The following is a 23,902-nucleotide window of genomic DNA, read 5'->3' on the forward strand; positions in this document are numbered from 1 at the left end:
AAAGCGGAAAAAAATCCGGGCGGGTGCGCTTATCGAGCGCCTCGCCCGTTTGTGTTCAGACGCGTTGGGATCACCCGGTCGGGATCGATCCGGCGCGCACCTCCCCATAGAGGATCAAAGTGGCTCGCAAGACTCCTATCGAGCGCTACCGCAATATCGGTATTAGCGCTCACATCGACGCCGGCAAGACGACGACGACCGAGCGCATTCTGTTTTACACCGGCGTGAACCACAAGATTGGTGAAGTTCACGACGGCGCTGCGACCATGGACTGGATGGAGCAGGAGCAGGAGCGTGGCATCACGATTACCTCCGCTGCTACGACCGCGTTCTGGAAGGGCATGGGCGGCAACTACCCCGAGCACCGCATCAACATCATCGACACCCCGGGCCACGTCGACTTCACGATTGAAGTCGAGCGCTCGATGCGCGTGCTCGACGGCGCGTGCATGGTCTACTGCGCAGTGGGCGGCGTGCAGCCGCAGTCGGAAACGGTGTGGCGCCAGGCGAACAAGTACAAGGTGCCCCGTCTCGCGTTCGTCAACAAGATGGACCGTACTGGCGCGAACTTCTTCAAGGTCTACGACCAGCTGAAGAACCGCCTCAAGGCGAACCCGGTTCCGGTCGTGGTGCCGATCGGCGCGGAAGAAAACTTCAAGGGCGTCGTCGACCTCCTGAAGATGAAGGCGATCATTTGGGACGAGGCCTCGCAAGGCACGAAGTTCGACTACGTCGACATCCCGGCTGAACTCGTTGACACGTGCAACGAGTGGCGCGAAAAGATGATCGAATCGGCTGCTGAAGCCAGCGAAGAGCTGATGGAAAAGTACCTCGGCGGCGAAGAGCTGTCGGAAGCCGAAGTCGTCAAGGCACTGCGCGACCGTACGATCGCGTGCGAAATCCAGCCGATGCTGTGCGGCACCGCGTTCAAGAACAAGGGCGTGCAGCGCATGCTCGACGCCGTGATCGACTTCCTGCCGTCGCCGGTGGACATTCCCCCGGTCAAGGGCGAGCTCGAAAACGGTGAAACGGCCGAGCGCCGCGCAGCCGACGACGAGAAGTTCTCGGCACTCGCGTTCAAGATCATGACCGACCCGTTCGTCGGCCAGCTGATCTTCTTCCGCGCGTACTCGGGCATCGTCAACTCGGGCGACACCGTGCTGAACTCGACCAAGGGCAAGAAGGAACGCCTCGGCCGTATTCTGCAGATGCACGCGAACAACCGCGAAGAAATCAAGGAAGTTCGCGCTGGCGACATCGCCGCCGCGGTCGGCCTGAAGGAAGCGACCACGGGCGACACGCTGTGCGACCCGGCGCACCCGATCGTTCTGGAGCGCATGGTGTTCCCGGAGCCGGTGATTTCGCAGGCCGTCGAGCCGAAGACCAAGGCTGACCAGGAAAAGATGGGCCTCGCCCTGAACCGCCTGGCGCAGGAAGACCCGTCGTTCCGCGTCCAGACGGACGAAGAATCGGGCCAGACCATCATTTCGGGCATGGGCGAGCTCCACCTGGAAATTCTGGTCGACCGCATGAAGCGTGAATTCAACGTGGAAGCGACCGTCGGCAAGCCGCAGGTTGCCTACCGCGAAACGATCCGCGCAACGGCGAAAGACGTGGACGGCAAGTTCGTCAAGCAGTCGGGTGGTCGCGGCCAGTACGGTCACGCGGTCATCACGCTCGAGCCGAACGAGCAGGGCAAGGGCTACGAGTTCCTGGACGAGATCAAGGGCGGTGTGATTCCTCGCGAATTCATCCCCGCGGTCGACAAGGGTATCCAGGACACGCTGAAGGCTGGCGTGCTGGCGGGCTTCCCGGTCGTCGACGTCAAGGTTCACCTGACGTTCGGTTCGTACCACGACGTTGACTCGAACGAAAATGCGTTCCGCATGGCCGGTTCGATGGCGTTCAAGGAAGCGATGCGCAAGGCGCAGCCGGTCATCCTCGAACCGATGATGGCTGTCGAAGTCGAAACGCCGGAAGACTACATGGGCAACGTGATGGGCGACCTGTCGGGCCGTCGCGGTATCGTCCAGGGCATGGAAGACATGGTTGGCGGCGGCAAGATCGTTCGCGCCGAAGTGCCGCTGTCGGAAATGTTCGGCTACTCGACGTCGCTGCGCTCGCTCACGCAGGGCCGCGCAACGTACACGATGGAATTCAAGCACTACGCAGAAGCACCGCGTAACGTGGCCGACGCGATCATCAGCGCGAAGGCGAAGTAAGCATCGGCGCTCATTTGAGCACGCAGTGGGCCAGGCATGGGTCTGGCTCACAATGCACAGTCACCGATTCACCACTTTTTTGAAAGAAGAGAAACATGGCAAAAGGTAAATTCGAACGGACCAAGCCGCACGTGAACGTGGGCACGATCGGTCACGTTGACCACGGCAAGACCACGCTGACGGCAGCGATCACGACGGTTCTCACGCAGAAGTTCGGCGGCGAAGCGAAGGCGTACGACCAGATCGACGCAGCGCCGGAAGAAAAGGCGCGTGGTATTACCATCAACACCGCGCACGTCGAGTACGAAACGGCTAACCGCCACTACGCACACGTCGACTGCCCGGGCCACGCTGACTACGTGAAGAACATGATCACGGGCGCGGCACAGATGGACGGCGCAATCCTGGTGTGCTCGGCCGCTGACGGCCCGATGCCGCAAACGCGTGAGCACATCCTGCTCGCCCGTCAGGTTGGCGTGCCTTATATCATCGTGTTCCTGAACAAGTGCGACATGGTCGACGACGCCGAGCTGCTCGAGCTGGTCGAAATGGAAGTGCGCGAACTCCTGTCGAAGTACGACTTCCCGGGCGACGACACGCCGATCATCAAGGGTTCGGCCAAGCTGGCGCTCGAAGGCGACAAGGGCGAACTCGGCGAAGTGGCGATCATGAACCTGGCCGACGCGCTGGACACGTACATCCCGACGCCGGAGCGTGCTGTTGACGGCGCGTTCCTGATGCCGGTGGAAGACGTGTTCTCGATCTCGGGTCGCGGCACGGTGGTGACGGGTCGCGTCGAGCGCGGCATCGTCAAGGTCGGCGAGGAAATCGAAATCGTCGGTATCAAGCCGACGGTGAAGACGACCTGCACGGGCGTGGAAATGTTCCGCAAGCTGCTCGACCAGGGTCAGGCAGGCGACAACGTCGGTATCCTGCTGCGCGGCACGAAGCGTGAAGACGTGGAGCGTGGCCAGGTTCTGGCCAAGCCGGGTTCGATCACGCCGCACACGCACTTCACGGCTGAAGTGTACGTGCTGAGCAAGGACGAAGGCGGCCGCCACACGCCGTTCTTCAACAACTACCGTCCGCAGTTCTACTTCCGTACGACGGACGTGACGGGCTCGATCGAGCTGCCGAAGGATAAGGAAATGGTCATGCCGGGCGACAACGTGTCGATCACGGTGAAGCTGATCGCTCCGATCGCGATGGAAGAAGGTCTGCGCTTCGCAATCCGCGAAGGCGGCCGTACCGTCGGCGCCGGCGTGGTTGCCAAGATCATCGAGTAAATCGAGTAGAATACTTGGCTTGCTGTAAGCAGTAGTAGTTGAGGTACTTGGGACCGGCCTGCGGCTCTCCGCCGCAGGCCGGTCCTGCGCTCTTTATATCGTCTGGCGGCGCAAGTCCGCCTCGCTCTTTTCAAGGAATTGCCATGCAGAACCAAAAAATCCGTATTCGCCTGAAGGCCTTCGACTATCGCCTGATCGATCAATCGGCTGCTGAAATCGTCGAAACGGCGAAGCGGACGGGTGCAATCGTTCGCGGTCCGGTGCCGCTGCCGACGCGCATCCAGCGTTTCGACATCCTGCGTTCGCCGCACGTCAACAAGACCTCGCGCGACCAGCTCGAAATCCGCACCCACCTGCGCCTGATGGACATCGTCGACCCGACGGACAAGACCGTCGACGCGCTGATGAAGCTGGACCTGCCGGCTGGTGTGGACGTCGAAATCAAGCTGCAGTAAAAGTCTCGAGCGCGGCCAGGATAGCCTGATCGCGCTAAGTCTTTGATTGCTTGCGGAAATCGTGGGAGGACGTTATACTTGACGTCTTTTCGCGCATTTGCGCAATAAATCGGTGTGATTTTTTGGGCCTTTACCCTGAAAACACGCCGGTACTTTGTAAATTAGCCCCGACCAATCGCAGTCGGGAATGGAGAAAACGATGAGCCTTGGACTCGTAGGTCGCAAGGTTGGCATGACGCGTATCTTCACGGCTGACGGGGATTCGATTCCCGTGACCGTGCTGGACGTGTCCGACAACCGCGTGACGCAGATCAAGACTGTTGAAACCGACGGCTACACGGCCGTTCAGGTTGCGTTCGGTACGCGCCGTGCATCGCGCGTGACGAAGCCGCTCGCAGGTCATCTCGCCAAAGCTGGCGTTCAAGCCGGTGAAATCCTCAAGGAATTCCAGATCGACGCCGCCAAGGCTGCCGAACTGTCCGCTGGCGCCGTGATCGGTGTGGAACTCTTCACGGAAGGCCAAAAGATCGACGTGCAAGGCACCTCGATCGGTAAGGGCTACGCCGGTACCATCAAGCGTTACAACTTCAGCTCCGGCCGTGCTTCGCACGGTAACTCGCGCTCGCACAACGTGCCGGGTTCGATCGGTATGGCGCAGGATCCGGGTCGGGTGTTTCCGGGTAAGCGCATGACCGGTCACATGGGCGACGAGACCGTAACGGTGCAAAACCTCGAAATCGCCCGTATCGACGCAGAGCGCAAGCTGCTGCTGGTCAAGGGTGCCGTGCCGGGTGCTAAGGGCGGCAAGGTTTTCGTGACGCCGGCCGTCAAGGCGCGCGCCAAGAAAGGAGCGCAATAATGGAACTGAAGCTCCTGAACGCTAATGGTCAAGAAGGTGCTGCAGTCAATGCGTCGGACGTCGTGTTCGGCCGTGACTACAACGAAGCACTGATTCACCAGATCGTTGTCGCCTACCAGGCGAACGCGCGCAGCGGTAACCGCGCGCAGAAGGATCGTGAGCAAGTCAAGCACACCACCAAGAAGCCGTGGCGCCAGAAGGGTACGGGCCGTGCTCGTGCCGGTATGTCGTCGAGCCCGCTGTGGCGTGGCGGTGGCCGCATCTTCCCGAATTCGCCGGAAGAAAACTTCTCGCACAAGGTCAACAAGAAGATGCATCGCGCAGGCCTCTGCTCGATCTTCTCGCAGCTGGCCCGCGAAGGCCGCATCTCGGTCGTCGAAGAGCTCTCGCTCGAAGCGCCCAAGACGAAGCTGCTGGCCGAAAAGTTCAAGGCCATGGGTCTCGAATCCGTGCTGGTCATCACCGACACGGTCGACGAGAACCTGTATCTCGCGTCGCGCAACCTGCCCCACGTGGCAGTCGTTGAGCCGCGTTTTGCCGACCCGCTCTCGCTGATCTACTTCAAGAAGATCCTGATCACGAAGGCAGCGGTCGCCCAGATCGAGGAGTTGCTGTCATGAGCGAGATTCGCAAGAACGATCATCGTTTGATGCAGGTCCTGCTCGCACCGGTGATCTCCGAAAAGGCGACGCTGGTTGCGGAGAAGAACGAACAAGTCGTCTTCGAGGTCGCGCCGGACGCGAACAAGCAGGAAGTCAAGGCTGCTGTCGAGCTGCTGTTCAAGGTGGAAGTCGAGTCCGTCAATGTGCTGGTCCAGAAGGGCAAAGCCAAGCGCTTTGGCCGCTTCAACGGCAAGCGCAAGGACGTGAAGAAGGCGTATGTCTGCCTGAAGCCCGGCCAGGAAATCAACTTTGAAGCGGAGGCCAAGTAATCATGGCAATCGTGAAAGTTAAGCCGACCTCGCCGGGTCGCCGCGCGATGGTGAAGATCGTCAACAAGGATCTGCACAAGGGCGCGCCGTACGCACCGCTGCTCGAAAAGCAATCCGTGAAGGCGGGTCGTAACAACAACGGTCACATCACGACGCGTCACCAGGGTGGCGGTCACAAGCAGCACTACCGTGTGATCGATTTCCGTCGTACGAAGGATGGCGTCCCCGCGAAGGTGGAGCGTCTCGAGTATGACCCGAACCGTAGCGCGAACATTGCGCTGGTTCTGTACGCAGACGGCGAGCGCCGCTACATCATTGCGCCGAAGGGCGTGACGGTTGGCACGCCGCTGATGTCGGGCTCGGAAGCGCCGATCAAGGCAGGCAACACGCTGCCGATCCGCAATATCCCGGTCGGTACGACGATCCACTGCATCGAAATGCTGCCGGGCAAGGGCGCGCAGATCGCGCGTTCGGCTGGTACGTCGGCCATGCTGCTGGCACGTGAAGGCGTCTATGCGCAGGTTCGTCTGCGTTCGGGCGAAATCCGTCGCGTGCACGTTGAATGCCGTGCAACGATCGGTGAAGTCGGCAACGAAGAGCACAGCCTCCGTCAAATCGGTAAGGCTGGCGCGAACCGCTGGCGCGGTATCCGCCCGACGGTCCGTGGCGTCGCAATGAACCCGGTCGACCACCCGCACGGTGGTGGCGAAGGCAAGACTGCGGCTGGTCGCGACCCGGTGAGCCCGTGGGGCACGCCGACGAAGGGCTATCGCACCCGCAGCAACAAGCGCACGACGAGCATGATCGTCCAGCGCCGTCACAAGCGTTAAGGAGTAGGCAATGGCACGTTCTATTAAGAAAGGTCCGTTCTGCGACGCCCATTTGCTGAAGAAGGTTGAGGCGGCTGCAGCTACGCGCGACAAGAAACCGATCAAGACCTGGTCGCGTCGTTCGACGATCCTGCCGGACTTCATCGGCCTGACGATCGCCGTGCACAACGGCCGTCAACACGTTCCGGTGTATGTCACGGAAAACATGGTCGGCCACAAGCTTGGCGAGTTCGCACTGACCCGTACGTTCAAGGGTCACGCGGCCGACAAGAAGGCCAAGAAATAAGGGGCAATCAAGATGGAAGTGAAGGCAATTCATCGCGGTGCCCGCATCTCGGCGCAGAAGACGCGCCTTGTGGCTGACCAGATCCGCGGTCTGCCGGTCGACAAGGCTCTGAACGTTCTGACGTTCTCGCCGAAGAAAGCGGCTGGCATCGTGAAAAAGGTTGTGCTCTCGGCTATCGCCAATGCGGAACACAACGAAGGCGCCGATATCGACGAGCTCAAGATCAAGAGCATCTACGTCGACAAGGCTGCTTCGCTGAAGCGTTTCACCGCACGCGCAAAGGGTCGCGGTAACCGCATCGAGAAGCAATCCTGTCACATCACTGTGACGGTCGGGAATTAAGGAGCCATACGATGGGACAGAAAATTCATCCGACTGGCTTCCGTTTGGCCGTCAGCCGCAATTGGGCTTCGCGTTGGTACGCGAACAACAACAATTTCGCGGCGATGTTGAAGGAAGACATCGGTGTTCGTGAATACCTGAAGAAGAAGCTGAAGAATGCTTCGGTGGGCCGTGTTGTGATCGAGCGTCCGGCTAAGAACGCTCGCATCACGATTTACAGCTCGCGCCCGGGTGTGGTGATCGGCAAGAAGGGTGAGGATATCGAACTCCTCAAGGCCGAACTCCAGAAGCGCATGGGCGTTCCGGTTCACGTGAACATCGAAGAAATTCGCAAGCCGGAAACCGACGCGCAGCTGATCGCCGACTCGATCACGCAGCAGCTCGAGCGCCGCATCATGTTCCGTCGCGCAATGAAGCGCGCGATGCAGAACGCGATGCGTCTGGGTGCCCAGGGCATCAAGATCATGAGCGCTGGCCGTCTGAACGGTATCGAAATCGCACGTACCGAGTGGTACCGCGAAGGTCGAGTGCCGCTTCACACGCTGCGTGCTGACATCGACTACGCAACCTCGGAAGCGAAGACGACGTACGGCATCATCGGCGTGAAGGTTTGGGTCTACAAGGGCGACACGCTCGGCCGCAACGACGCACCGGTGGTGGAAGAAGTCGCCGAAGAAAAGCGTCCGCGCCGCAGTGCGCGTCCGGGCGATCGTCGTCCGCGCCGTGATGGCGAAGGCGCACCGGGTGCCCGTCGTGGCGCACCGCGCCGTGGCGACGGCAAGAGTGGAGAATAACGATGCTGCAACCGAAACGCAGGAAGTATCGCAAAGAGCAGAAGGGTCGTAACACCGGTATCGCAACGCGCGGCAACGCGGTTTCGTTCGGTGAATACGGTCTGAAGGCTATCGGTCGTGGTCGCCTGACCGCGCGTCAGATTGAAGCGGCGCGTCGTGCAATGACGCGTCACATCAAGCGTGGCGGCCGCATCTGGATCCGTATTTTCCCGGACAAGCCGATCTCGCAAAAGCCGGCGGAAGTGCGTATGGGTAACGGTAAGGGTAACCCTGAGTACTACGTCGCTGAGATCCAGCCGGGCAAGATGCTGTACGAAATGGATGGTGTGTCCGAAGAACTGGCCCGTGAAGCCTTCCGTCTGGCTGCAGCCAAGCTGCCGCTGAAGACGGTCTTCATGGTTCGCCAGCTCGGCGCCTAAGGAGTGAATGATGAAGGCTTCTGAACTTCACCAGAAAGACCAGGCCGCGCTCAACCAAGAGTTGTCGGACCTGCTTAAGGCGCAATTCGGCCTGCGCATGCAACTCGCGACCCAGCAGCTCACGAACACGAGCCAGCTGAAGAAGGTTCGTCGCGACATCGCACGTGTGCGGACCGTCCTGACTGAGAAGGCGAACCAGAAATGAACGAAAGCGTGAAAACCTCGCTTAAGCGGACGCTGGTCGGCAAGGTCGTCAGCAACAAGATGGACAAGACGGTCACCGTCCTGGTCGAGCGCCGCGTCAAGCACCCGATCTACGGCAAGTACGTCGTGCAGTCGAAGAAGTACCACGCTCACGACGAATCGAACACGTACAACGAGGGTGACCTCGTTGAAATCCAGGAAACCCGTCCGATTTCGAAGACGAAGGCCTGGACCGTGTCGAAGCTGATCGAAGCAGCACGCGTCATCTAAGAGCCGTTTCAGATGATGCAGTACCCCGGGGGCCCTCCCCGGGGTAGAGAAGTTGTTGAAATCGCTAAAGATTTCGCTTGCGAGACCAAGATTATCGAGTTATAGTCTTGGTCTTCCCTCTTTATGGGTTCGTTGTTGGCAAAGCAACGGGCGAAAGTAGTGGGGGAGGTGGTTCGGGCGCCAGTCCGGATCTGCAAGATTCACCGGAATGCGATGGCCGGTTTCGTTTGCCGTCGCTGCTGTTCTAACCCAAGCAGCTGAGCGGTCGTTCTAGTGGCGGCGCGGCTGACGGGACCAAGACTGACCGGATGTGCCATGGTGGTGCAACCGGATTAAGTTGGGAAAGATAAACCATGATCCAGACCGAAACTCGGCTTGAAGTAGCCGACAACACGGGTGCGCGTGAAGTCATGTGCATCAAGGTGCTCGGCGGCTCGAAGCGTCGTTATGCCAGCATTGGCGACATCATCAAGGTGAGCGTCAAGGAAGCAACGCCGCGCGGGCGCGTGAAGAAGGGCGAAATCTACAACGCTGTTGTGGTTCGCACCGCCAAGGGCGTGCGCCGTCAAGACGGCTCGCTGATCAAGTTCGATGGCAACGCCGCCGTGCTTTTGAATACCAAGCTTGAGCCGATCGGCACCCGCATTTTCGGGCCGGTTACGCGTGAGCTGCGTAGCGAACGATTCATGAAGATCGTTTCGCTGGCGCCGGAAGTGCTGTAAGGAGTCGCGATGAACAAGATTCGCAAGGGTGACGAAGTTATCGTCATTACCGGCAAAGACAAGGGCAAGCGCGGTGTCGTGGTCGCCATCGGTGAAGAGCGCGTTACTGTCGAAGGCATCAACATTGCGAAGAAGCATGTGAAGCCGAACCCCATGAAGGGTACGACGGGTGGCGTGGAAGCCAAGGCAATGCCGCTGGCTATCTCGAACGTCGCATTGGTCGACGCGAACGGCAAGCCGTCGCGCGTGGGCATCAAGGTCGAAGGGGACAAGAAGGTTCGTTTCCTGAAGACGACCGGTGCTGTCCTGAGCGCCTGACGCTGCGGAGTAAAAAATGGCACGTTTGCAAGAATTTTATAAAGAGAAGGTCGTCCCCGGCCTGATCGAGAAGTTCGGTTACAAGTCGGTCATGGAAGTGCCGCGCCTCACCAAGATCACCCTGAACATGGGTGTGGGTGAAGCCGTCGCTGACAAGAAGGTCCTCGAGCACGCCATTGGCGACCTCACGAAGATCGCCGGCCAGAAGCCTGTTGTGACGAAGTCGCGCAAGGCAATCGCCGGCTTCAAGATCCGTGAAGGTTATCCGATCGGCACGATGGTTACGCTGCGTGGCAATGCCATGTACGAATTCCTGGACCGTTTCGTGACGGTTGCGCTCCCCCGCGTGCGCGACTTCCGTGGCGTGTCGGGCAAGGCGTTCGACGGCCGTGGTAACTACAACATCGGTGTGAAAGAGCAGATCATTTTCCCCGAAATCGACTACGACAAGATCGACGCGCTGCGTGGGCTGAACATCAGCATCACGACGACCGCGAAGACCGATGAAGAAGCAAAGGCACTGCTCGCCGGCTTCAAGTTCCCGTTCAGAAACTGAGGTTACCGTGGCTAAACTGGCACTGATTGAACGTGAAAAGAAGCGCGCTCGTCTGGCAGCGAAGTTCGCGCCGAAGCGCGCAGCGCTGAAGGCGATCATCGACGACCAAAGCAAGTCGGAAGAAGAGCGCTACGCAGCTCGCCTCGAACTGCAACAACTGCCGCGCAACTCGAACCCGACCCGCAAGCGTAACCGCTGCGCGATCACGGGTCGTCCGCGTGGTACGTTCCGCAAATTCGGTCTCGCACGTAACAAGATTCGTGAAATCGCGTTCCGTGGTGAGATCCCTGGCATCACCAAGGCGAGCTGGTAATAGGAGAAACATAAATGAGCATGAGTGATCCTATCGCCGATATGCTGACTCGCATCCGCAATGCGCAGATGGTCGAGAAGGTTTCGGTTGCTATGCCCTCGTCGAAAGTGAAGATTGCCATTGCGCAGGTTCTGAAGGACGAAGGTTATATCGACGACTTCGCGGTGAAAACCGAAGGTGCGAAGTCGGAATTGAACATCGCGTTGAAGTACTACGCTGGCCGTCCCGTTATCGAGCGCATCGAACGCGTTTCGAAGCCGGGCCTGCGCGTGTACCGCGGCCGCAACGACATCCCGCAGGTCATGAATGGCCTCGGCGTTGCAATCGTGTCGACGCCGAAGGGTGTGATGACGGACCGCAAGGCGCGCGCTACTGGCGTCGGCGGCGAAGTTATCTGCTACGTCGCTTAAGACCTAAGGAGAAGAAACATGTCTCGAGTAGGTAAGAGCCCGGTCGCGCTGCAAGGCGCAGAAGCGACGCTCAGCGACGAGAAGATTACCGTCAAGGGCGCGCTGGGTACGATTTCGCAAGCTGCGAACCGCCTCGTGAAGGTGGTGAGCGAAGACGGTCAGCTCAAGTTTGAGCCGACGGACGACAGCCGCGAAGCCAATGCGATGTCGGGCACGATGCGCGCGATCGTCGCGAACATGGTGCAAGGCGTGACGAAGGGTTTTGAGCGCAAGCTGACGCTGGTTGGCGTTGGTTACCGTGCTCAAGCGCAAGGCGACAAGCTGAACCTGTCGCTGGGTTTCTCGCACCCCGTGGTGCACCAGATGCCGGAAGGCGTCAAGGCTGAAACCCCGTCGCAAACGGAAATCGTGATCAAGGGGATCGACAAGCAGAAAGTTGGCCAAACCGCTGCCGAAGTGCGCGGTTATCGCCCGCCGGAGCCCTACAAGGGCAAGGGTGTGCGTTACGCCAACGAGGTTGTGATCCTCAAAGAAACGAAGAAGAAGTAAGGGTGCGCAATCATGGATAAGACTCAATCTCGCCTGCGCCGCGCTCGTCAGACGCGTCTCAAGATCGCTGAGCTGCAGGTCGCGCGCCTGGCCGTGCATCGCACGAACACGCACATCTATGCGCAAGTGTTCTCGCCCTGCGGCACCAAGGTGCTGGCCAGCGCGTCGACGCTTGAAGCCGAAGTGCGTGCGCAACTGGCTGACCAGTCGGGCAAGGGCGGCAACGTCGCCGCTGCCTCGCTGATCGGCAAGCGTATTGCAGAAAAGGCTAAGGCCGCCGGCATCGAATCCGTCGCCTTTGACCGCTCGGGTTTCCGCTATCACGGCCGCGTCAAGGCGCTGGCTGATGCTGCGCGCGAAGCCGGGCTCAAGTTCTAAGGAAGGAATTCGTCATGGCAAAGATGCAAGCGAAAGTTCAGGCTGACGAACGCGACGACGGCCTTCGCGAAAAAATGATTTCGGTCAACCGCGTGACCAAGGTCGTGAAGGGTGGCCGTATTCTCGGCTTCGCCGCACTGACCGTGGTTGGCGATGGTGATGGCCGCGTCGGTATGGGCAAGGGCAAGTCGAAGGAAGTGCCGGTTGCTGTCCAGAAGGCGATGGAACAAGCTCGTCGCAACATGTTCAAGGTGCCCCTGAAGAACGGCACCCTGCAACACGAAGTGCACGGCAAGCATGGCGCATCGGTCGTCCTCCTCGCTCCGGCGAAGGCAGGTACGGGCGTGATCGCCGGCGGCCCGATGCGTGCCGTGTTCGACGTGATGGGCGTGCAGAACGTCGTGGCCAAGAGCCACGGTTCGACGAATCCGTACAACCTCGTTCGTGCGACGCTGGACGGCCTGCGCAAGCAGTCGACCCCGGCCGACATCGCGGCGAAGCGCGGCAAGTCCGTCGAAGACATTCTGGGCTAAGGGTGGGTACCATGTCTGAAAAAACTGTCAAGGTTCAGCTCGTCAAGAGCCTGATTGGGACCCGCGAATCGCACCGTGCCACCGTGCGCGGTCTCGGCCTGCGTCGCCTGAACTCGGTTTCCGAGCTGCAGGACACGCCGGCAGTGCGCGGCATGATCAACAAGGTCTCGTACCTCGTCAAGGTCATCGCTTAAGCGCACTCGGACCAAAAGACTCCAGGAGTTGAAAATGGAATTGAATAACCTGAAGCCGGCAGAAGGCGCGAAGCACGCAAAGCGTCGCGTCGGTCGCGGCATCGGCTCTGGCCTCGGCAAGACCGCTGGCCGTGGTCACAAGGGTCAGAAATCGCGTTCGGGCGGCTTCCACAAGGTCGGCTTCGAAGGCGGTCAAATGCCGCTGCAACGTCGTCTGCCCAAGCGTGGCTTCACCTCGTTGACGAAGGAATTCGTTGGTGAAGTGCGCCTCGCGGATATCGAGAAGCTGCCGGTCGACGAAATCGATCTGCTGGCTCTCAAGCAGGCAGGCCTCGTTGGCGAAATGACCCGCAGCGCGAAGATCATCGCTACTGGCGAGATCAAGCGCAAGGTCGTGGTCAAGGGCCTGGGTGCGACGAAGAATGCGCGTGCTGCGATCGAAGCAGCAGGCGGTTCTTTTGCCGAGTGATTGTGGGTGGTGCGTGCGGGCTTGCCCGCCGTCACTAACATCTGCATCGGAGAAGCTACTTGGCTAACAGCCCGAGTCTCGCAAAAACCGGTCGCAGCGCTCCGAAGTTCGGCGACCTGCGCCGGCGTGCAATGTTCTTGCTGCTGGCGTTGGTCGTTTATCGCATCGGAGCGCACATTCCGGTTCCCGGTATCGACCCGGACCAACTGGCGAAGCTCTTCCAGAGCCAGTCAGGCGGCATCCTGGGCATGTTCAACATGTTCTCGGGTGGCGCGCTGTCTCGCTTCACGATCTTCGCGCTGGGTGTGATGCCGTATATCTCGGCGTCGATCATCTTGCAGCTGATGGCGATCGTCTCGCCGCAGCTCGAGGCGCTGAAGAAGGAAGGGCAGGCTGGACAACGCAAGATCACGCAGTACACGCGGGTCTTCACGGTGGTGCTGGCAACCTTCCAGGCTTTCGGCATCGCGGTCGCGCTGGAAAATCAGCCTGGCCTCGTGATCGATCCGGGCATGGTGTTCCGCCTGACGACGGTGGTGACGCTCGTGACGGGCACGATGTTCTTGATGTGGCTTGGTGAGCAGATCACGGAACGCGGGCTTGGCAACGGCATTTCGATCATCATCTTCGGCGGGATCGCAGCGGGTTTCCCGAATGCGATTGGTGGTCTCTTCGAACTGGTTCGCACCGGCTCGATGGGTCCCATCTCGGCGATCATCATCGTGGTGCTGATCGCGGCCGTGACGTATCTGGTGGTGTTCATCGAACGCGGCCAGCGCAAGATCCTCGTGAACTATGCGAAGCGTCAGGTTGGCAACAAGATTTACGGTGGGCAGTCGTCGCACCTGCCGCTCAAGCTGAACATGTCGGGCGTGATTCCGCCGATCTTCGCATCGTCGATCATCCTGTTCCCGGCAACCATCCTGAACTGGTTCAGTTCGGGGTCGCGGACCGGCTGGTTCGCGGACACGCTGCACAACGTGGCCGAAGCTCTCAAGCCTGGTCAGCCTGTGTACGTGTTGCTGTACGCGTTGGCGATCGTCTTCTTCTGCTTCTTCTACACCGCTCTGGTGTTCAACAGCAGGGAAACGGCCGACAACCTGAAAAAGAGTGGCGCGTTCGTACCTGGCATCCGCCCGGGCGATCAGACGGCTCGCTATATCGACCGCATCCTCACGCGTCTGACGCTGGCCGGTGCGATCTATATCGTGTTCGTTTGCCTGCTGCCCGAGTTTCTGGTGCTGCGCTGGAATGTGCCGTTTTATTTTGGTGGTACGTCGCTGCTGATCATTGTCGTCGTCACAATGGACTTCATGGCGCAGGTGCAGTCGTACGTGATGTCGCAACAATATGAATCGCTGCTCAAGAAGGCCAACTTCAAGGGCGGCGGCGTCCCGATGCGTTGAAAGGACCTATGGCCAAAGACGATGTAATCCAGATGCAGGGTGAGGTCATCGAAAACCTCCCCAACGCAACCTTCCGGGTGAAGCTGGAAAACGGCCATGTCGTTCTCGGGCATATTTCCGGAAAAATGCGGATGCACTACATCCGCATTCTCCCGGGCGACAAGGTGACGGTTGAGTTGACGCCTTACGATCTGTCGCGTGCGCGGATCGTGTTCCGGGCGAAGTGATTTAGAAAAAGGGTAATATCATGAAAGTGATGGCATCGGTAAAGCGCATTTGCCGCAACTGCAAAATCATCAAGCGCAACGGCGTCGTTCGCGTGATCTGCAGCTCGGACCCGCGCCACAAGCAGCGTCAAGGCTGATTAGCGCGCTTGCGCTTTTTGTTTGAGGAAAAACAATGGCTCGTATTGCAGGGGTTAACATCCCGAACCACCAGCACACTGAAATCGGCCTGACGGCAATTTTCGGTGTTGGCCGCACGCGTTCGCGCAACATCTGCGTTGCCGCGGGTGTGCCGTTCAACAAGAAGGTCAAGGACCTGGACGACGCGGATCTCGAAAAGCTGCGTGAGGAAGTGGGCAAGTTTGTCGTCGAAGGCGATCTGCGCCGTGAAGTGACGATGAACATCAAGCGCCTGATGGACCTCGGCTGCTACCGCGGCGTGCGCCATCGCAAGGGCCTGCCCCTGCGTGGCCAGCGCACGCGCACCAACGCACGTACGCGCAAGGGTCCGCGCCGCGCAGCACAGTCGCTGAAGAAGTAAGCGGAACTGACAGTTACAGGAAAACGTAATGGCTAAGGCTTCGAACAACTCCGCGGCGCAACGCGTTCGCAAGAAGGTCAAGAAGAACGTCGCCGAGGGCGTGGTTCACGTTCACGCGTCGTTCAACAACACCATCATCACGATCACCGATCGTCAAGGCAACGCGCTTGCCTGGGCAACCTCGGGCGGTCAGGGCTTCAAGGGCTCGCGCAAGTCGACTCCCTTCGCAGCTCAGGTCGCAGCCGAGTCGGCTGGCCGTGTCGCGATGGAATACGGCGTCAAGAACCTCGAAGTGCGTATCAAGGGCCCCGGTCCTGGCCGCGAATCGGCGGTGCGCGCGCTGCATGGTCTTGGCATCAAGATCACCGCGATCTCCGACGTGACGCCGGTCCCGCACAACGGCTGCCGTCCGCCGAAGCGCCGCCGCATCTAAGGCGTCGCTTGAGCCGAACGCCTGAGCCGCCGGAAACGGCGACCCAGGCTCTCGGCGTTATTGAATTGACTAAGCCCACCGTTCGGTTCAAAGAGCCGGACTAGCGTGAAACCGCGGGTTCGCCCATTCAGGTTTCGCGTGATCAATTATCGAAGGAAAGCAACGTGGCACGTTATATCGGCCCGAAGGCCAAGCTGTCCCGCCGTGAAGGCACCGACCTCTTCCTGAAGAGCGCACGCCGCTCGCTCGCCGACAAGTGCAAGCTCGACAGCAAGCCGGGTCAGCACGGCCGCACCTCGGGCGCCCGCACGTCCGACTACGGCACGCAGCTTCGCGAAAAGCAAAAAGTGAAGCGCATCTACGGCGTGCTCGAGCGCCAGTTCCGCCGCTACTTCGCGGAAGCTGACCGTATCAAGGGCAACACCGGCGAAAACCTGCTCAAGCTGCTCGAATCGCGTCTCGACAACGTCGTGTACCGCATGGGCTTCGCATCGACCCGCGCTGAAGCGCGTCAGCTCGTGAGCCACAAGGCTCTCACGCTGAACGGCGTCGTCGCGAACATCCCGTCGATGCAAGTGAAGGCAGGCGACGTCGTCGCAATTCGCGAAAAGGCGAAGAAGCAGGCGCGTATCGTCGAAGCGCTGTCGCTCGCTGAGCAAGGCGGCATGGCAGGTTGGGTGTCGGTCGACGCGAAGAAGTTCGAAGGCACGTTCAAGGGCATGCCTGAGCGCAGCGACATCGCTGGCGACATCAACGAAAGCCTGATCGTCGAATTGTATTCGCGTTAATCGGATTGACGGCCGGGGTAGCCTCTGTGCTTCGCGCAGGAGGTGGCCTCGGCTGTTTTTTTCAGGTTGTTGCCATCTCAGCCTTATCGGTGTAACGAGCCGAGGGTATTGAAAAGGAAAACCTATGCAAACCAGTTTGTTGAAACCCAAGATCATCGCTGTGGAATCGCTCGGCGAGAACCACGCGAAAGTGGTCATGGAGCCGTTCGAACGCGGTTATGGCCACACCTTGGGTAACGCGCTCCGGCGCGTGCTGCTGTCGTCGATGGTTGGCTATGCGCCGACCGAAGTGACGATCGCAGGCGTCGTGCACGAATACTCGACGCTCGATGGTGTGCAAGAGGACGTGGTCAACCTGCTGCTGAACCTGAAGGGCGTGGTGTTCAAGCTGCATAACCGTGACGAAGTGACGGTTACGCTGCGCAAGGAAGGCGAAGGCGTTGTCACCGCTGGCGACATCGAACTCTCGCACGACTGCGAAGTCATCAACCCGGAACACGTGGTTGCGCATCTGACGAAGGGCGGCAAGCTCGACGTGCAGATCAAGATCGAGAAGGGCCGTGGCTATGTGCCGGGCAACGTGCGCCGCTACGGCGACGAGTCGGCCAAGATCATCGGCCGCATCGTGCTGGACGCGTCGTTCTCGCCGGTTCGCCGCGTGAGCTACGCCGTCGAGAGCGCGCGTGTCGAGCAGCGTACCGACCTCGACAAGCTCGTGATGAACATCGAAACCAACGGCGTGATCTCGCCTGAGGAAGCGATTCGCCAGTCGGCGCGCATCCTCGTGGATCAGCTGTCGGTGTTCGCGGCTCTGGAAGGCACGGAAACGGCAGCGGAAGCCCCGTCGCGCGCGCCGCAGATCGACCCGATCCTGCTGCGTCCGGTGGACGATCTCGAACTCACGGTTCGCTCGGCGAACTGCCTGAAGGCCGAGAACATCTACTACATCGGCGACCTGATCCAGCGTACCGAGAACGAGCTGCTCAAGACCCCAAACCTGGGTCGCAAGTCGCTCAACGAGATCAAGGAAGTGCTCGCTTCGCGCGGTCTCACGCTCGGCATGAAGCTCGAAAACTGGCCGCCGGCTGGTCTCGACAAGTAATGTAAGTGGCACGGACGCGGATTTTCCTTTAAAATCCGCGTCTTGCTTTTTTCTGTACCGGCCCGTGCCCGAGTTTGATGCTCTGGCGATAGAAGAGCTGGACCAAAACTTTGTTTCAAGGAAATTGAAATGCGTCACCGTCACGGTCTGCGGAAACTGAACCGCACGAGCAGCCACCGTCTGGCAATGCTCCGTAACATGTCCAACTCGCTCATCGAGCACGAAGTCATCAAGACGACGCTGCCGAAGGCGAAGGAACTCCGTAAAGTGGTCGAGCCCCTCATCACGCTCGGCAAGAAGCCCTCGCTGGCGAACCGTCGTCTGGCGTTCAACCGCCTGCGCGATCGTGACTCGGTCACGAAGCTGTTCGACGTGCTCGGTCCGCGCTTCGCGAACCGTCCGGGCGGCTACCTGCGCATCCTGAAGTTCGGTTTCCGTGTTGGCGACAACGCACCGATGGCTCTGGTCGAACTGCTCGACCGTCCGGAAGTCGCGGAAGAGAACGTCCAGGAAGCGGAATAAGCTTTCGGTCGCTTGGTCCCCGGATCAAGCGGCGTGCGAAAAAGCCAGGCCTAGCCTGGCTTTTTTGTTTTCAGCAGTGGATTAAACGGCTCGGGAATGTGTTTGCTGTATGTCACCGCTGTGTCACCGCTGTGTCGTCGCTCCGCATGCTTACGGCGCATGAGCGAAGCCAGTTGACGCCGGTGGTACGATAACGTTCTGCCTCAGGCGCCCCCGGCTCTCGCGCCGTGGGGGCGGGGCACCATGACGGAGCTTGTCGTGACCCTCAATGTAATTCTGATGTTGACCACCTTGCCCGACGAGGACGCCGCCGAAAAGCTGTCGTCGACGGCGCTCGAAGCCCATCTCGCGGCCTGTGTGACGCGGCTTGGCCCGGTCCATTCGCAGTACCACTGGCAGGGCAGGATCGAGTCCAGCGACGAGGTGCAGCTTCTTTTCAAGACGAGTCTCGCGCGCGCGGCCGAGCTCGAACAGTTCATCCAGACCCAGCATCCTTACGAGACGCCCGAGATTCTCTCGTGGCAGGTCACGGCGTCGAACGCCTATGGCCAATGGGTCAATGCCGAGACACAGCGTCCCATTCATGTTTAAGCGTTTCGATCGGCGCTTGCGCGCCGTGCCGTACACCTCGTTTCTGGCTTTCCTCGCACTCGTCGGTTGCGTGCTGCCGCTCTTGTTCGGTGCAGCGCCCGCCCGCGCCGACGACGACTTCCTGCCGCCCGATCAGGCCTTCACGTTCAGTGCGAGCGAGGAGCCGGGCGTCGTCGATGTTCACTTCAAGATTGCCGATGGCTATTACATGTACCGCGAGCGCTTTGCATTTGCGACGCGCAACGGTACGGCCACGCTCGGCGATGCACAGATTCCTCCAGGGCATGTGAAGTTCGATACAACGTTCAACAAGAACGTCGAGACCTATCGCAAGGAACTCACGATCCGCGTGCCCGTGAAGCAGGCGAGCGGGGCATTCGATCTTGCGGTGACGTCCCAGGGATGCGCCGACGCCGGCATCTGCTATCCGCCGGCGGAGCATGTCTATCACGTGAGCGGCGCGGCGCTTCAAGCCGCGGCCGGCGGGCAGAGTGCGGCGGGCACCGTTGCGCCGGCCACTTCGGCCACGCCTTCGGCACCGGCGGACAACGCACGGCAGTCGTGGTACGAACGCGCGACGAGCGCGGACTATGCGCAATCGCTGCTGCAAGGCGGTGGCTTTTTCGGCGTAGTCGGCTTGTATTTTCTCGCGGGCATCGTGCTGAGCCTGCTGCCCTGCTCGTATCCGATGATTCCGATCCTCTCGGCCATCATCGTGGGCGAGGGCGCGCAGGTGACGCGCGCACGCGGTTTCGCGTTGTCGTTCGTCTACGTGCTCGGCATGGCGCTGGTCTACACGGTGCTCGGCATTGCCGCGGCGCTGATCGGGCAAAGCCTTGGGGCGTGGTTGCAGAACCCGTGGGTGCTCGGCGTGTTCGCCGGGCTGCTGACCGCCTTCGCGCTCATGCTGATCGCCGGCTACGACCTCGCATTGCCGCAGCGCTGGCAGGATGGTACATCTCGCGCGTCGCAGGGCCGCTCGGGCGGCAAGTTCGTGGCTGTTGCCGTGATGGGCGCGCTGTCCGCCCTGGTGGTGGGCGCCTGCATGACCGCGCCGCTCTTCGCCGTGCTCGCGTTCATCGCGCACACAGGCAACGCCGTTCTCGGCGGCGCCGCGCTTTTCGCAATGGGCATCGGCCTTGGCGTGCCGCTCATGATTATCGGGCTCGGCGCAGGCACGCTGCTGCCGCGCGCGGGCACGTGGATGGATGGCGTGAAGGTCTTCTTCGGCATCGCGCTGCTCGCAGCCGCGCTGTGGATCGTATGGCCTGTGCTGGGCGCGAGCGCGCAAATGCTGCTGGCTGCGCTCTGGCTCCTGCTCGCCGCCGCCGGGCTTGGACTTTTTACGCCGAATGCGGGCGCCTCCAATGTCTGGCGGCGTCTGGGGCGCGGCGTAGGCGCCGCGTTCGCGATCTGGGCCGCTACGCTCATCGTCGGTCTTTCGGCTGGCTCGACCGATCCGCTGCGCCCGCTCGCCGTGCTGGCCGCACGCGCGGGCGGCGCTGCAGGCAACGACGCGGCGCAGGCACGGGTGGCCGAGGCCGATGCACTGACCTTCGCCCCGGTGCGCTCGTCGGCGCAACTCGACGCGATGCTCAAGACGGCGGGCAAGCCCTCGATGCTCGACTTCTACGCAGACTGGTGCGTGAGTTGCAAGGAGATGGAGAGCCTCACGTTCAGCGATTCGCGCGTGCAGGCGCGCCTCGCGCAACTCGGTCTGCTGCGCGCCGACGTGACGGCCAATAACCCCAACGATCAGGCGCTGCTCAAGCGCTTTGGCTTGTTCGGCCCGCCGGGCATCATCTTCTTCGATGCAAGCGGTCAGGAGGTGCTGCGCGTGGTGGGCTACGAAAACGCGGATAAATTCCTCGCCCGGCTCGATCGCGTGGTGGCGCAGGGACAGTCGCCGGCGCCTTCGGCCAAGCCCGTGCAATCGGTGCTTTCGACGCTCACGGGCAGATCGTAAGCACACCGCACGACGCATCGAGCATCCGCGCAAACAAAAAGGCACGTCGCGAGACGTGCCTTTTTTCATGCGTCAAGCGCGAATCCGCGCGGCGCTTATTTCTGCGCGCGCAACAGGCGAGCGGCGTCGAGCGCGAAGTACGTGAGAATGCCGTCGGCGCCCGCGCGCTTGAACGCGAGCAGCGACTCCATCATCACTTTGTCGTGGTCGAGCCAGCCGTTTTGCGCTGCAGCCTTGAGCATCGCGTATTCGCCGCTCACCTGGTACACGTAGGTCGGGAAGCGGAACTCGTCCTTCACGCGGCGCACGATGTCGAGATACGGCATGCCGGGCTTGACCATCACCATGTCGGCGCCTTCTTCGATGTCGAGGCGCACTTCGCGCAGCGCTTCGTCCGAGTTCGATGGGTCCATCTGGTAGGTCATCTTGTTGCCCTTGCCCAGATTCGACGCGGAGCCCACGGCATCGCGGAACGGTCCGTAGAACGCCGAAGCATACTTCGCCGAGTACGCCATGATGCGCGTATGGATGTGGTTCTCGCTCTCGAGCATCTCGCGGATCGCGCCGATGCGGCCGTCCATCATGTCCGAAGGCGCGACGATATCGACGCCCGCTTCAGCCTGCGCGCGTGCCTGAGCGACGAGGATCTCGATGGTTTCGTCGTTGATGACGTAGCCGTTTTCGTCGATCACGCCGTCCTGGCCGTGGTTCGTGTACGGGTCGAGCGCGACGTCGCATAGCACGCCGAGTTCCGGAAAGCGCTTCTTGAGCTCGCGCACGGCGCGCGGAATCGTGCCGCCGGGGTTGGTCGCTTCGATGCCGTCGGGTGTCTTCAGCGCCGGATCGACGGCGGGGAAGAGCGAGAGCACCGGAATGCCCAGTTCGACGCATTGCTCGGCCACGCCCATGAGCAGATCGACCGAAACGCGCTCGACGCCGGGCATCGACGGCACGGCTTCGCGCACGTTGGTTCCAGCGACCACGAATACGGGGTAGATCAGGTCATTGGTGGTGAGGAGGTTTTCGCGCATCAGGCGGCGCGAGAAGTCGTCGCGGCGCATGCGGCGCGGACGATGATGCGGATAGAAGCTCATGTCGGCAGGGATATCTTGAAACGGGGTGCGCCTGGGCGCACAGGAAACTTTTCAGGACAATGGTATATCATACCGATCGAGCGAGGCGCCTGGCGCCGGACTCCCCGCTTCTCCTCCCTGAGCGGGTGCCTGTCGTTTTTTCGATAAGGCTGTTTAGCCCGCCGGCATTTACGGCGGGTTTTTTTATGTGCCGCCGAAATGAGCAATGCCGGTACGCCGGCGAGGACGTGCGGCGTCGCACGTCCCGTTATGTGGGCTAACGCACATTCGTGCATCGAACGTGGCAAGCGAAGCGTCGGCTTGGCTTCGCGCGCGAGCGCGCCGGCCTTAAGCCTCGCCGGATTTGACCTCGGGCGCGATCCAGCTTTCGATGACCGCGTGCGCCTCGTCGAGCCCCACGCGCTTGAGCGCGGAAAAGAGCTGTGCGCTCAGCTTCCCTTCATAACCCTGCTTGCGGTACTCGTCGAAGGCCTTGTTCGTCGTGCGCAGTGCAAGAACGCTTTCTTGGCGCGTCAATTTGTCGCATTTCGTCAGAAGCGCGTGGACGGGCTTTCCGGTCGGCGCGAACCACTCGATCATGCGCCGGTCCAGTTCGGTGAGCGGCCGGCGCGCATCCATCATCAGCACGAGGCCGGCGAGTTGGGCGCGCGTTTGCAGATAGAGCGAGAGCAGTTGCTCCCAATGCGCCTTCGCGGCTTCCGGCACTTCGGCATAGCCGTACCCCGGCAAGTCGACCAGATAGCCTGTGGGATCGTCGGCGCTGCCCACGCCGAAATAGTTGATGTGCTGCGTGCGGCCCGGGGTCTTCGACGCGAAGGCGAGGCGCTTCTGGTTGCACAGCAGGTTGATTGCCGTGGATTTGCCCGCGTTCGAGCGGCCGGCGAACGCGACTTCGGGCCGTGCCGTAGCGGGCAGGTCGCGCAGATGATTCACCGTCGTGAAGAAACGGGCTTGGTGCAGCAGGAAGGCCATCGGTAGGACCACAAGTGAAGTAGCGAGGCGGGCGGGACCGCCCAAGCCCGGAGGTGCCGGGAACGATCTGAAGATATCGGGGGGAGGCCCGACTGGCGCCGTGGCGCCTTGCGCGCTATTGTACAATGCGACGGTTTACTGAATACCGGGAAGGCCAGCGCGGAGCTTTTCGGGTAGATCGGTCGCTGTCGTGTATTTGCAGAACCTGATTCCCACAAGACGAAACAAGGTGCGCGAATGAATCGATTGGGCAAGTTCTTGAAGGTACTCCAATTTGCGATAGGTGCGACAGCAGCAGGTCTCGTAGCAAGTGTTTCGATGATGGCGACGGCAGCCGAGTCGGCGCCGGCCAAGCCCGATCTGGCCCGGGGGCAGGCCATCGCGGGGCAGGTCTGCGCCGCCTGTCATGGCGCCGATGGCAACAGCAGCGGCGGCGCCTATCCCAAGCTCGCCGGTCAGCACGCCGAGTATCTCGTCAAGCAGCTCAAGGATTTCAAGCCACAGCCCAGTGGCAAGCCCCCTGTGCGTAATAATCCAATTATGGTTGGCTTTGCCAGCGCGCTTAACGATCAGGATATGATCAACGTTGCGGCGTGGTTCGCATCGCAGACGCCCAAGCCCGGCACCGCCCACGACGCGAAGACCGTGCCGGTCGGCCAGAAGATCTGGCGCGCCGGTATCGCGGACAAAGGCGTGCCTGCATGCGCCGGGTGCCACGGACCCACGGGGCAGGGCATTCCGATTCAGTACCCGCGGCTGTCGGGCCAATGGTCGGAGTACATCGTCGCGCAGTTGCAGGCGTTCCAGCAGCGCACGCGCAACAACAACGAACCGATGCGTGAAATCTCGCACCGTCTCTCGGACGACGAGATCAAGGCTGTCGCCGACTACGCAGCCGGCCTGCACTGATCCCGGCTTCGCGC

General features: G+C 60.8%; 36 protein-coding genes. 34 read left to right on the top strand and 2 right to left on the bottom strand.

Annotation, left to right across the window (positions count from 1 at the left end):
• Positions 1-119 precede the first annotated feature (119 nt).
• The 33 genes from fusA to dsbD all read left to right on the top strand — a co-directional run bounded on the left by fusA (position 120) and on the right by dsbD (position 20,913).
• Positions 120-2,222, top strand: coding sequence for an elongation factor G (fusA, locus tag PWP93_RS14090; RefSeq protein WP_421024923.1), 2,103 nt, complete (start codon positions 120-122; stop codon positions 2,220-2,222).
• 95 nt (positions 2,223-2,317) lie between these two features.
• Entirely contained in the window at positions 2,318-3,508 is a 1,191-nt protein-coding gene (tuf, locus tag PWP93_RS14095; protein WP_377784958.1) for an elongation factor Tu, read from the top strand.
• A gap of 143 nt (positions 3,509-3,651) precedes the next feature.
• Positions 3,652-3,963 carry a 30S ribosomal protein S10 gene (gene rpsJ / locus PWP93_RS14100; RefSeq protein ID WP_027819357.1) on the top strand — a complete coding sequence of 104 codons (312 nt, stop codon included), beginning with the start codon at positions 3,652-3,654 and terminating at the stop codon, positions 3,961-3,963.
• A gap of 199 nt (positions 3,964-4,162) precedes the next feature.
• Positions 4,163-4,822: a 50S ribosomal protein L3 gene (gene rplC, locus PWP93_RS14105; RefSeq protein ID WP_052148398.1), complete on the top strand. Its 660-nt coding sequence runs from the start codon at positions 4,163-4,165 to the stop codon at positions 4,820-4,822.
• Entirely contained in the window at positions 4,822-5,442 is a 621-nt protein-coding gene (rplD, locus tag PWP93_RS14110; RefSeq protein ID WP_028213350.1) for a 50S ribosomal protein L4, read from the top strand. Before rplC ends, rplD begins: the two co-directional genes overlap by 1 nt.
• Positions 5,439-5,753, top strand: a complete 315-nt coding sequence (rplW, locus tag PWP93_RS14115; protein WP_028206513.1) for a 50S ribosomal protein L23 — start codon at positions 5,439-5,441, stop codon at positions 5,751-5,753. The genes rplD and rplW overlap by 4 nt, the downstream gene beginning before the upstream one ends.
• Positions 5,754-5,755: 2 nt before the next feature.
• Positions 5,756-6,583, top strand: a complete 828-nt coding sequence (rplB, locus tag PWP93_RS14120; RefSeq protein WP_421024921.1) for a 50S ribosomal protein L2 — start codon at positions 5,756-5,758, stop codon at positions 6,581-6,583.
• Positions 6,584-6,593: 10 nt separating this feature from the next.
• Positions 6,594-6,869 carry a 30S ribosomal protein S19 gene (gene rpsS / locus PWP93_RS14125; protein ID WP_027797286.1) on the top strand — a complete coding sequence of 92 codons (276 nt, stop codon included), beginning with the start codon at positions 6,594-6,596 and terminating at the stop codon, positions 6,867-6,869.
• A gap of 12 nt (positions 6,870-6,881) precedes the next feature.
• Positions 6,882-7,211 (top strand): 50S ribosomal protein L22, encoded by a 330-nt coding sequence (rplV, locus tag PWP93_RS14130; RefSeq protein ID WP_004199272.1) that lies wholly within the window; start codon positions 6,882-6,884, stop codon positions 7,209-7,211.
• Positions 7,212-7,222: 11 nt separating this feature from the next.
• A complete protein-coding gene (rpsC, locus tag PWP93_RS14135; RefSeq protein WP_421044889.1) occupies positions 7,223-8,005 on the top strand; it encodes a 30S ribosomal protein S3 in 783 nt (260 codons plus the stop codon).
• Between the two features lie 2 nt (positions 8,006-8,007).
• Positions 8,008-8,424, top strand: coding sequence for a 50S ribosomal protein L16 (gene rplP, locus PWP93_RS14140; RefSeq protein WP_042269753.1), 417 nt, complete (start codon positions 8,008-8,010; stop codon positions 8,422-8,424).
• Positions 8,425-8,434: 10 nt separating this feature from the next.
• Complete coding sequence (rpmC, locus tag PWP93_RS14145; RefSeq protein WP_035967606.1) at positions 8,435-8,629, top strand: 50S ribosomal protein L29; 195 nt, start codon at positions 8,435-8,437, stop codon at positions 8,627-8,629.
• Complete coding sequence (gene rpsQ / locus PWP93_RS14150; RefSeq protein WP_027797289.1) at positions 8,626-8,898, top strand: 30S ribosomal protein S17; 273 nt, start codon at positions 8,626-8,628, stop codon at positions 8,896-8,898. The genes rpmC and rpsQ overlap by 4 nt, the downstream gene beginning before the upstream one ends.
• Before the next feature lie 353 nt (positions 8,899-9,251).
• Positions 9,252-9,620, top strand: a complete 369-nt coding sequence (gene rplN, locus PWP93_RS14155) for a 50S ribosomal protein L14 (RefSeq protein ID WP_028213345.1) — start codon at positions 9,252-9,254, stop codon at positions 9,618-9,620.
• A 9-nt stretch (positions 9,621-9,629) separates the two neighbouring features.
• The gene (rplX, locus tag PWP93_RS14160) at positions 9,630-9,938 is read left to right on the top strand and encodes a 50S ribosomal protein L24 (RefSeq protein ID WP_421024920.1); all 309 of its coding nucleotides are present in this window, start codon (positions 9,630-9,632) and stop codon (positions 9,936-9,938) included.
• A gap of 16 nt (positions 9,939-9,954) precedes the next feature.
• Positions 9,955-10,494, top strand: a complete 540-nt coding sequence (gene rplE / locus PWP93_RS14165; protein WP_035531716.1) for a 50S ribosomal protein L5 — start codon at positions 9,955-9,957, stop codon at positions 10,492-10,494.
• A gap of 7 nt (positions 10,495-10,501) precedes the next feature.
• Positions 10,502-10,807 carry a 30S ribosomal protein S14 gene (gene rpsN / locus PWP93_RS14170; RefSeq protein WP_035531713.1) on the top strand — a complete coding sequence of 102 codons (306 nt, stop codon included), beginning with the start codon at positions 10,502-10,504 and terminating at the stop codon, positions 10,805-10,807.
• Between the two features lie 14 nt (positions 10,808-10,821).
• Positions 10,822-11,217, top strand: coding sequence for a 30S ribosomal protein S8 (rpsH, locus tag PWP93_RS14175; protein WP_027819345.1), 396 nt, complete (start codon positions 10,822-10,824; stop codon positions 11,215-11,217).
• Positions 11,218-11,235: 18 nt separating this feature from the next.
• Positions 11,236-11,766 carry a 50S ribosomal protein L6 gene (rplF, locus tag PWP93_RS14180; RefSeq protein WP_421024919.1) on the top strand — a complete coding sequence of 177 codons (531 nt, stop codon included), beginning with the start codon at positions 11,236-11,238 and terminating at the stop codon, positions 11,764-11,766.
• A gap of 12 nt (positions 11,767-11,778) precedes the next feature.
• The gene (gene rplR, locus PWP93_RS14185) at positions 11,779-12,144 is read left to right on the top strand and encodes a 50S ribosomal protein L18 (protein ID WP_027819343.1); all 366 of its coding nucleotides are present in this window, start codon (positions 11,779-11,781) and stop codon (positions 12,142-12,144) included.
• A gap of 14 nt (positions 12,145-12,158) precedes the next feature.
• A complete protein-coding gene (rpsE, locus tag PWP93_RS14190; RefSeq protein ID WP_028206522.1) occupies positions 12,159-12,677 on the top strand; it encodes a 30S ribosomal protein S5 in 519 nt (172 codons plus the stop codon).
• A gap of 11 nt (positions 12,678-12,688) precedes the next feature.
• Positions 12,689-12,871 (top strand): 50S ribosomal protein L30, encoded by a 183-nt coding sequence (rpmD, locus tag PWP93_RS14195; RefSeq protein ID WP_006400644.1) that lies wholly within the window; start codon positions 12,689-12,691, stop codon positions 12,869-12,871.
• A 34-nt stretch (positions 12,872-12,905) separates the two neighbouring features.
• The gene (rplO, locus tag PWP93_RS14200) at positions 12,906-13,340 is read left to right on the top strand and encodes a 50S ribosomal protein L15 (RefSeq protein ID WP_028222618.1); all 435 of its coding nucleotides are present in this window, start codon (positions 12,906-12,908) and stop codon (positions 13,338-13,340) included.
• Between the two features lie 59 nt (positions 13,341-13,399).
• On the top strand, positions 13,400-14,746 hold the full coding sequence (gene secY, locus PWP93_RS14205) for a preprotein translocase subunit SecY (RefSeq protein WP_129562996.1): 1,347 nt from the start codon (positions 13,400-13,402) through the stop codon (positions 14,744-14,746).
• An 8-nt stretch (positions 14,747-14,754) separates the two neighbouring features.
• Entirely contained in the window at positions 14,755-14,973 is a 219-nt protein-coding gene (gene infA / locus PWP93_RS14210; RefSeq protein WP_004521905.1) for a translation initiation factor IF-1, read from the top strand.
• 20 nt (positions 14,974-14,993) lie between these two features.
• A complete protein-coding gene (rpmJ, locus tag PWP93_RS14215; RefSeq protein ID WP_027819338.1) occupies positions 14,994-15,110 on the top strand; it encodes a 50S ribosomal protein L36 in 117 nt (38 codons plus the stop codon).
• A 35-nt stretch (positions 15,111-15,145) separates the two neighbouring features.
• The gene (gene rpsM, locus PWP93_RS14220) at positions 15,146-15,511 is read left to right on the top strand and encodes a 30S ribosomal protein S13 (RefSeq protein WP_035531705.1); all 366 of its coding nucleotides are present in this window, start codon (positions 15,146-15,148) and stop codon (positions 15,509-15,511) included.
• A gap of 28 nt (positions 15,512-15,539) precedes the next feature.
• Positions 15,540-15,944 carry a 30S ribosomal protein S11 gene (gene rpsK, locus PWP93_RS14225; RefSeq protein WP_006052224.1) on the top strand — a complete coding sequence of 135 codons (405 nt, stop codon included), beginning with the start codon at positions 15,540-15,542 and terminating at the stop codon, positions 15,942-15,944.
• A 164-nt stretch (positions 15,945-16,108) separates the two neighbouring features.
• Positions 16,109-16,732, top strand: a complete 624-nt coding sequence (gene rpsD, locus PWP93_RS14230) for a 30S ribosomal protein S4 (protein WP_042269728.1) — start codon at positions 16,109-16,111, stop codon at positions 16,730-16,732.
• Positions 16,733-16,856: 124 nt separating this feature from the next.
• Positions 16,857-17,834, top strand: a complete 978-nt coding sequence (locus PWP93_RS14235; protein ID WP_028222614.1) for a DNA-directed RNA polymerase subunit alpha — start codon at positions 16,857-16,859, stop codon at positions 17,832-17,834.
• Positions 17,835-17,963: 129 nt separating this feature from the next.
• Complete coding sequence (gene rplQ, locus PWP93_RS14240; protein WP_027797304.1) at positions 17,964-18,356, top strand: 50S ribosomal protein L17; 393 nt, start codon at positions 17,964-17,966, stop codon at positions 18,354-18,356.
• A 258-nt stretch (positions 18,357-18,614) separates the two neighbouring features.
• The gene (cutA, locus tag PWP93_RS14245) at positions 18,615-18,947 is read left to right on the top strand and encodes a divalent-cation tolerance protein CutA (RefSeq protein WP_213299013.1); all 333 of its coding nucleotides are present in this window, start codon (positions 18,615-18,617) and stop codon (positions 18,945-18,947) included.
• Positions 18,940-20,913, top strand: coding sequence for a protein-disulfide reductase DsbD (dsbD, locus tag PWP93_RS14250; protein WP_421044890.1), 1,974 nt, complete (start codon positions 18,940-18,942; stop codon positions 20,911-20,913). The genes cutA and dsbD overlap by 8 nt, the downstream gene beginning before the upstream one ends.
• 95 nt (positions 20,914-21,008) lie before the next feature.
• Here the strand turns inward: dsbD and hemB are convergent, their stop codons facing one another.
• Positions 21,009-22,007 carry a porphobilinogen synthase gene (gene hemB, locus PWP93_RS14255; protein ID WP_421044891.1) on the bottom strand — a complete coding sequence of 333 codons (999 nt, stop codon included), beginning with the start codon at positions 22,005-22,007 and terminating at the stop codon, positions 21,009-21,011.
• 327 nt (positions 22,008-22,334) lie between these two features.
• Complete coding sequence (gene yihA, locus PWP93_RS14260; protein ID WP_421044892.1) at positions 22,335-22,979, bottom strand: ribosome biogenesis GTP-binding protein YihA/YsxC; 645 nt, start codon at positions 22,977-22,979, stop codon at positions 22,335-22,337.
• Between the two features lie 237 nt (positions 22,980-23,216).
• Here yihA and PWP93_RS14265 point away from each other — a divergent pair, with 237 nt between their 5' ends.
• Positions 23,217-23,888 (top strand): c-type cytochrome, encoded by a 672-nt coding sequence (locus PWP93_RS14265; protein WP_421044893.1) that lies wholly within the window; start codon positions 23,217-23,219, stop codon positions 23,886-23,888.
• Positions 23,889-23,902 lie beyond the last annotated feature (14 nt).

Source organism: Paraburkholderia sp. A1RI-2L (assembly GCF_048957375.1).
Classification (GTDB): domain Bacteria; phylum Pseudomonadota; class Gammaproteobacteria; order Burkholderiales; family Burkholderiaceae; genus Paraburkholderia.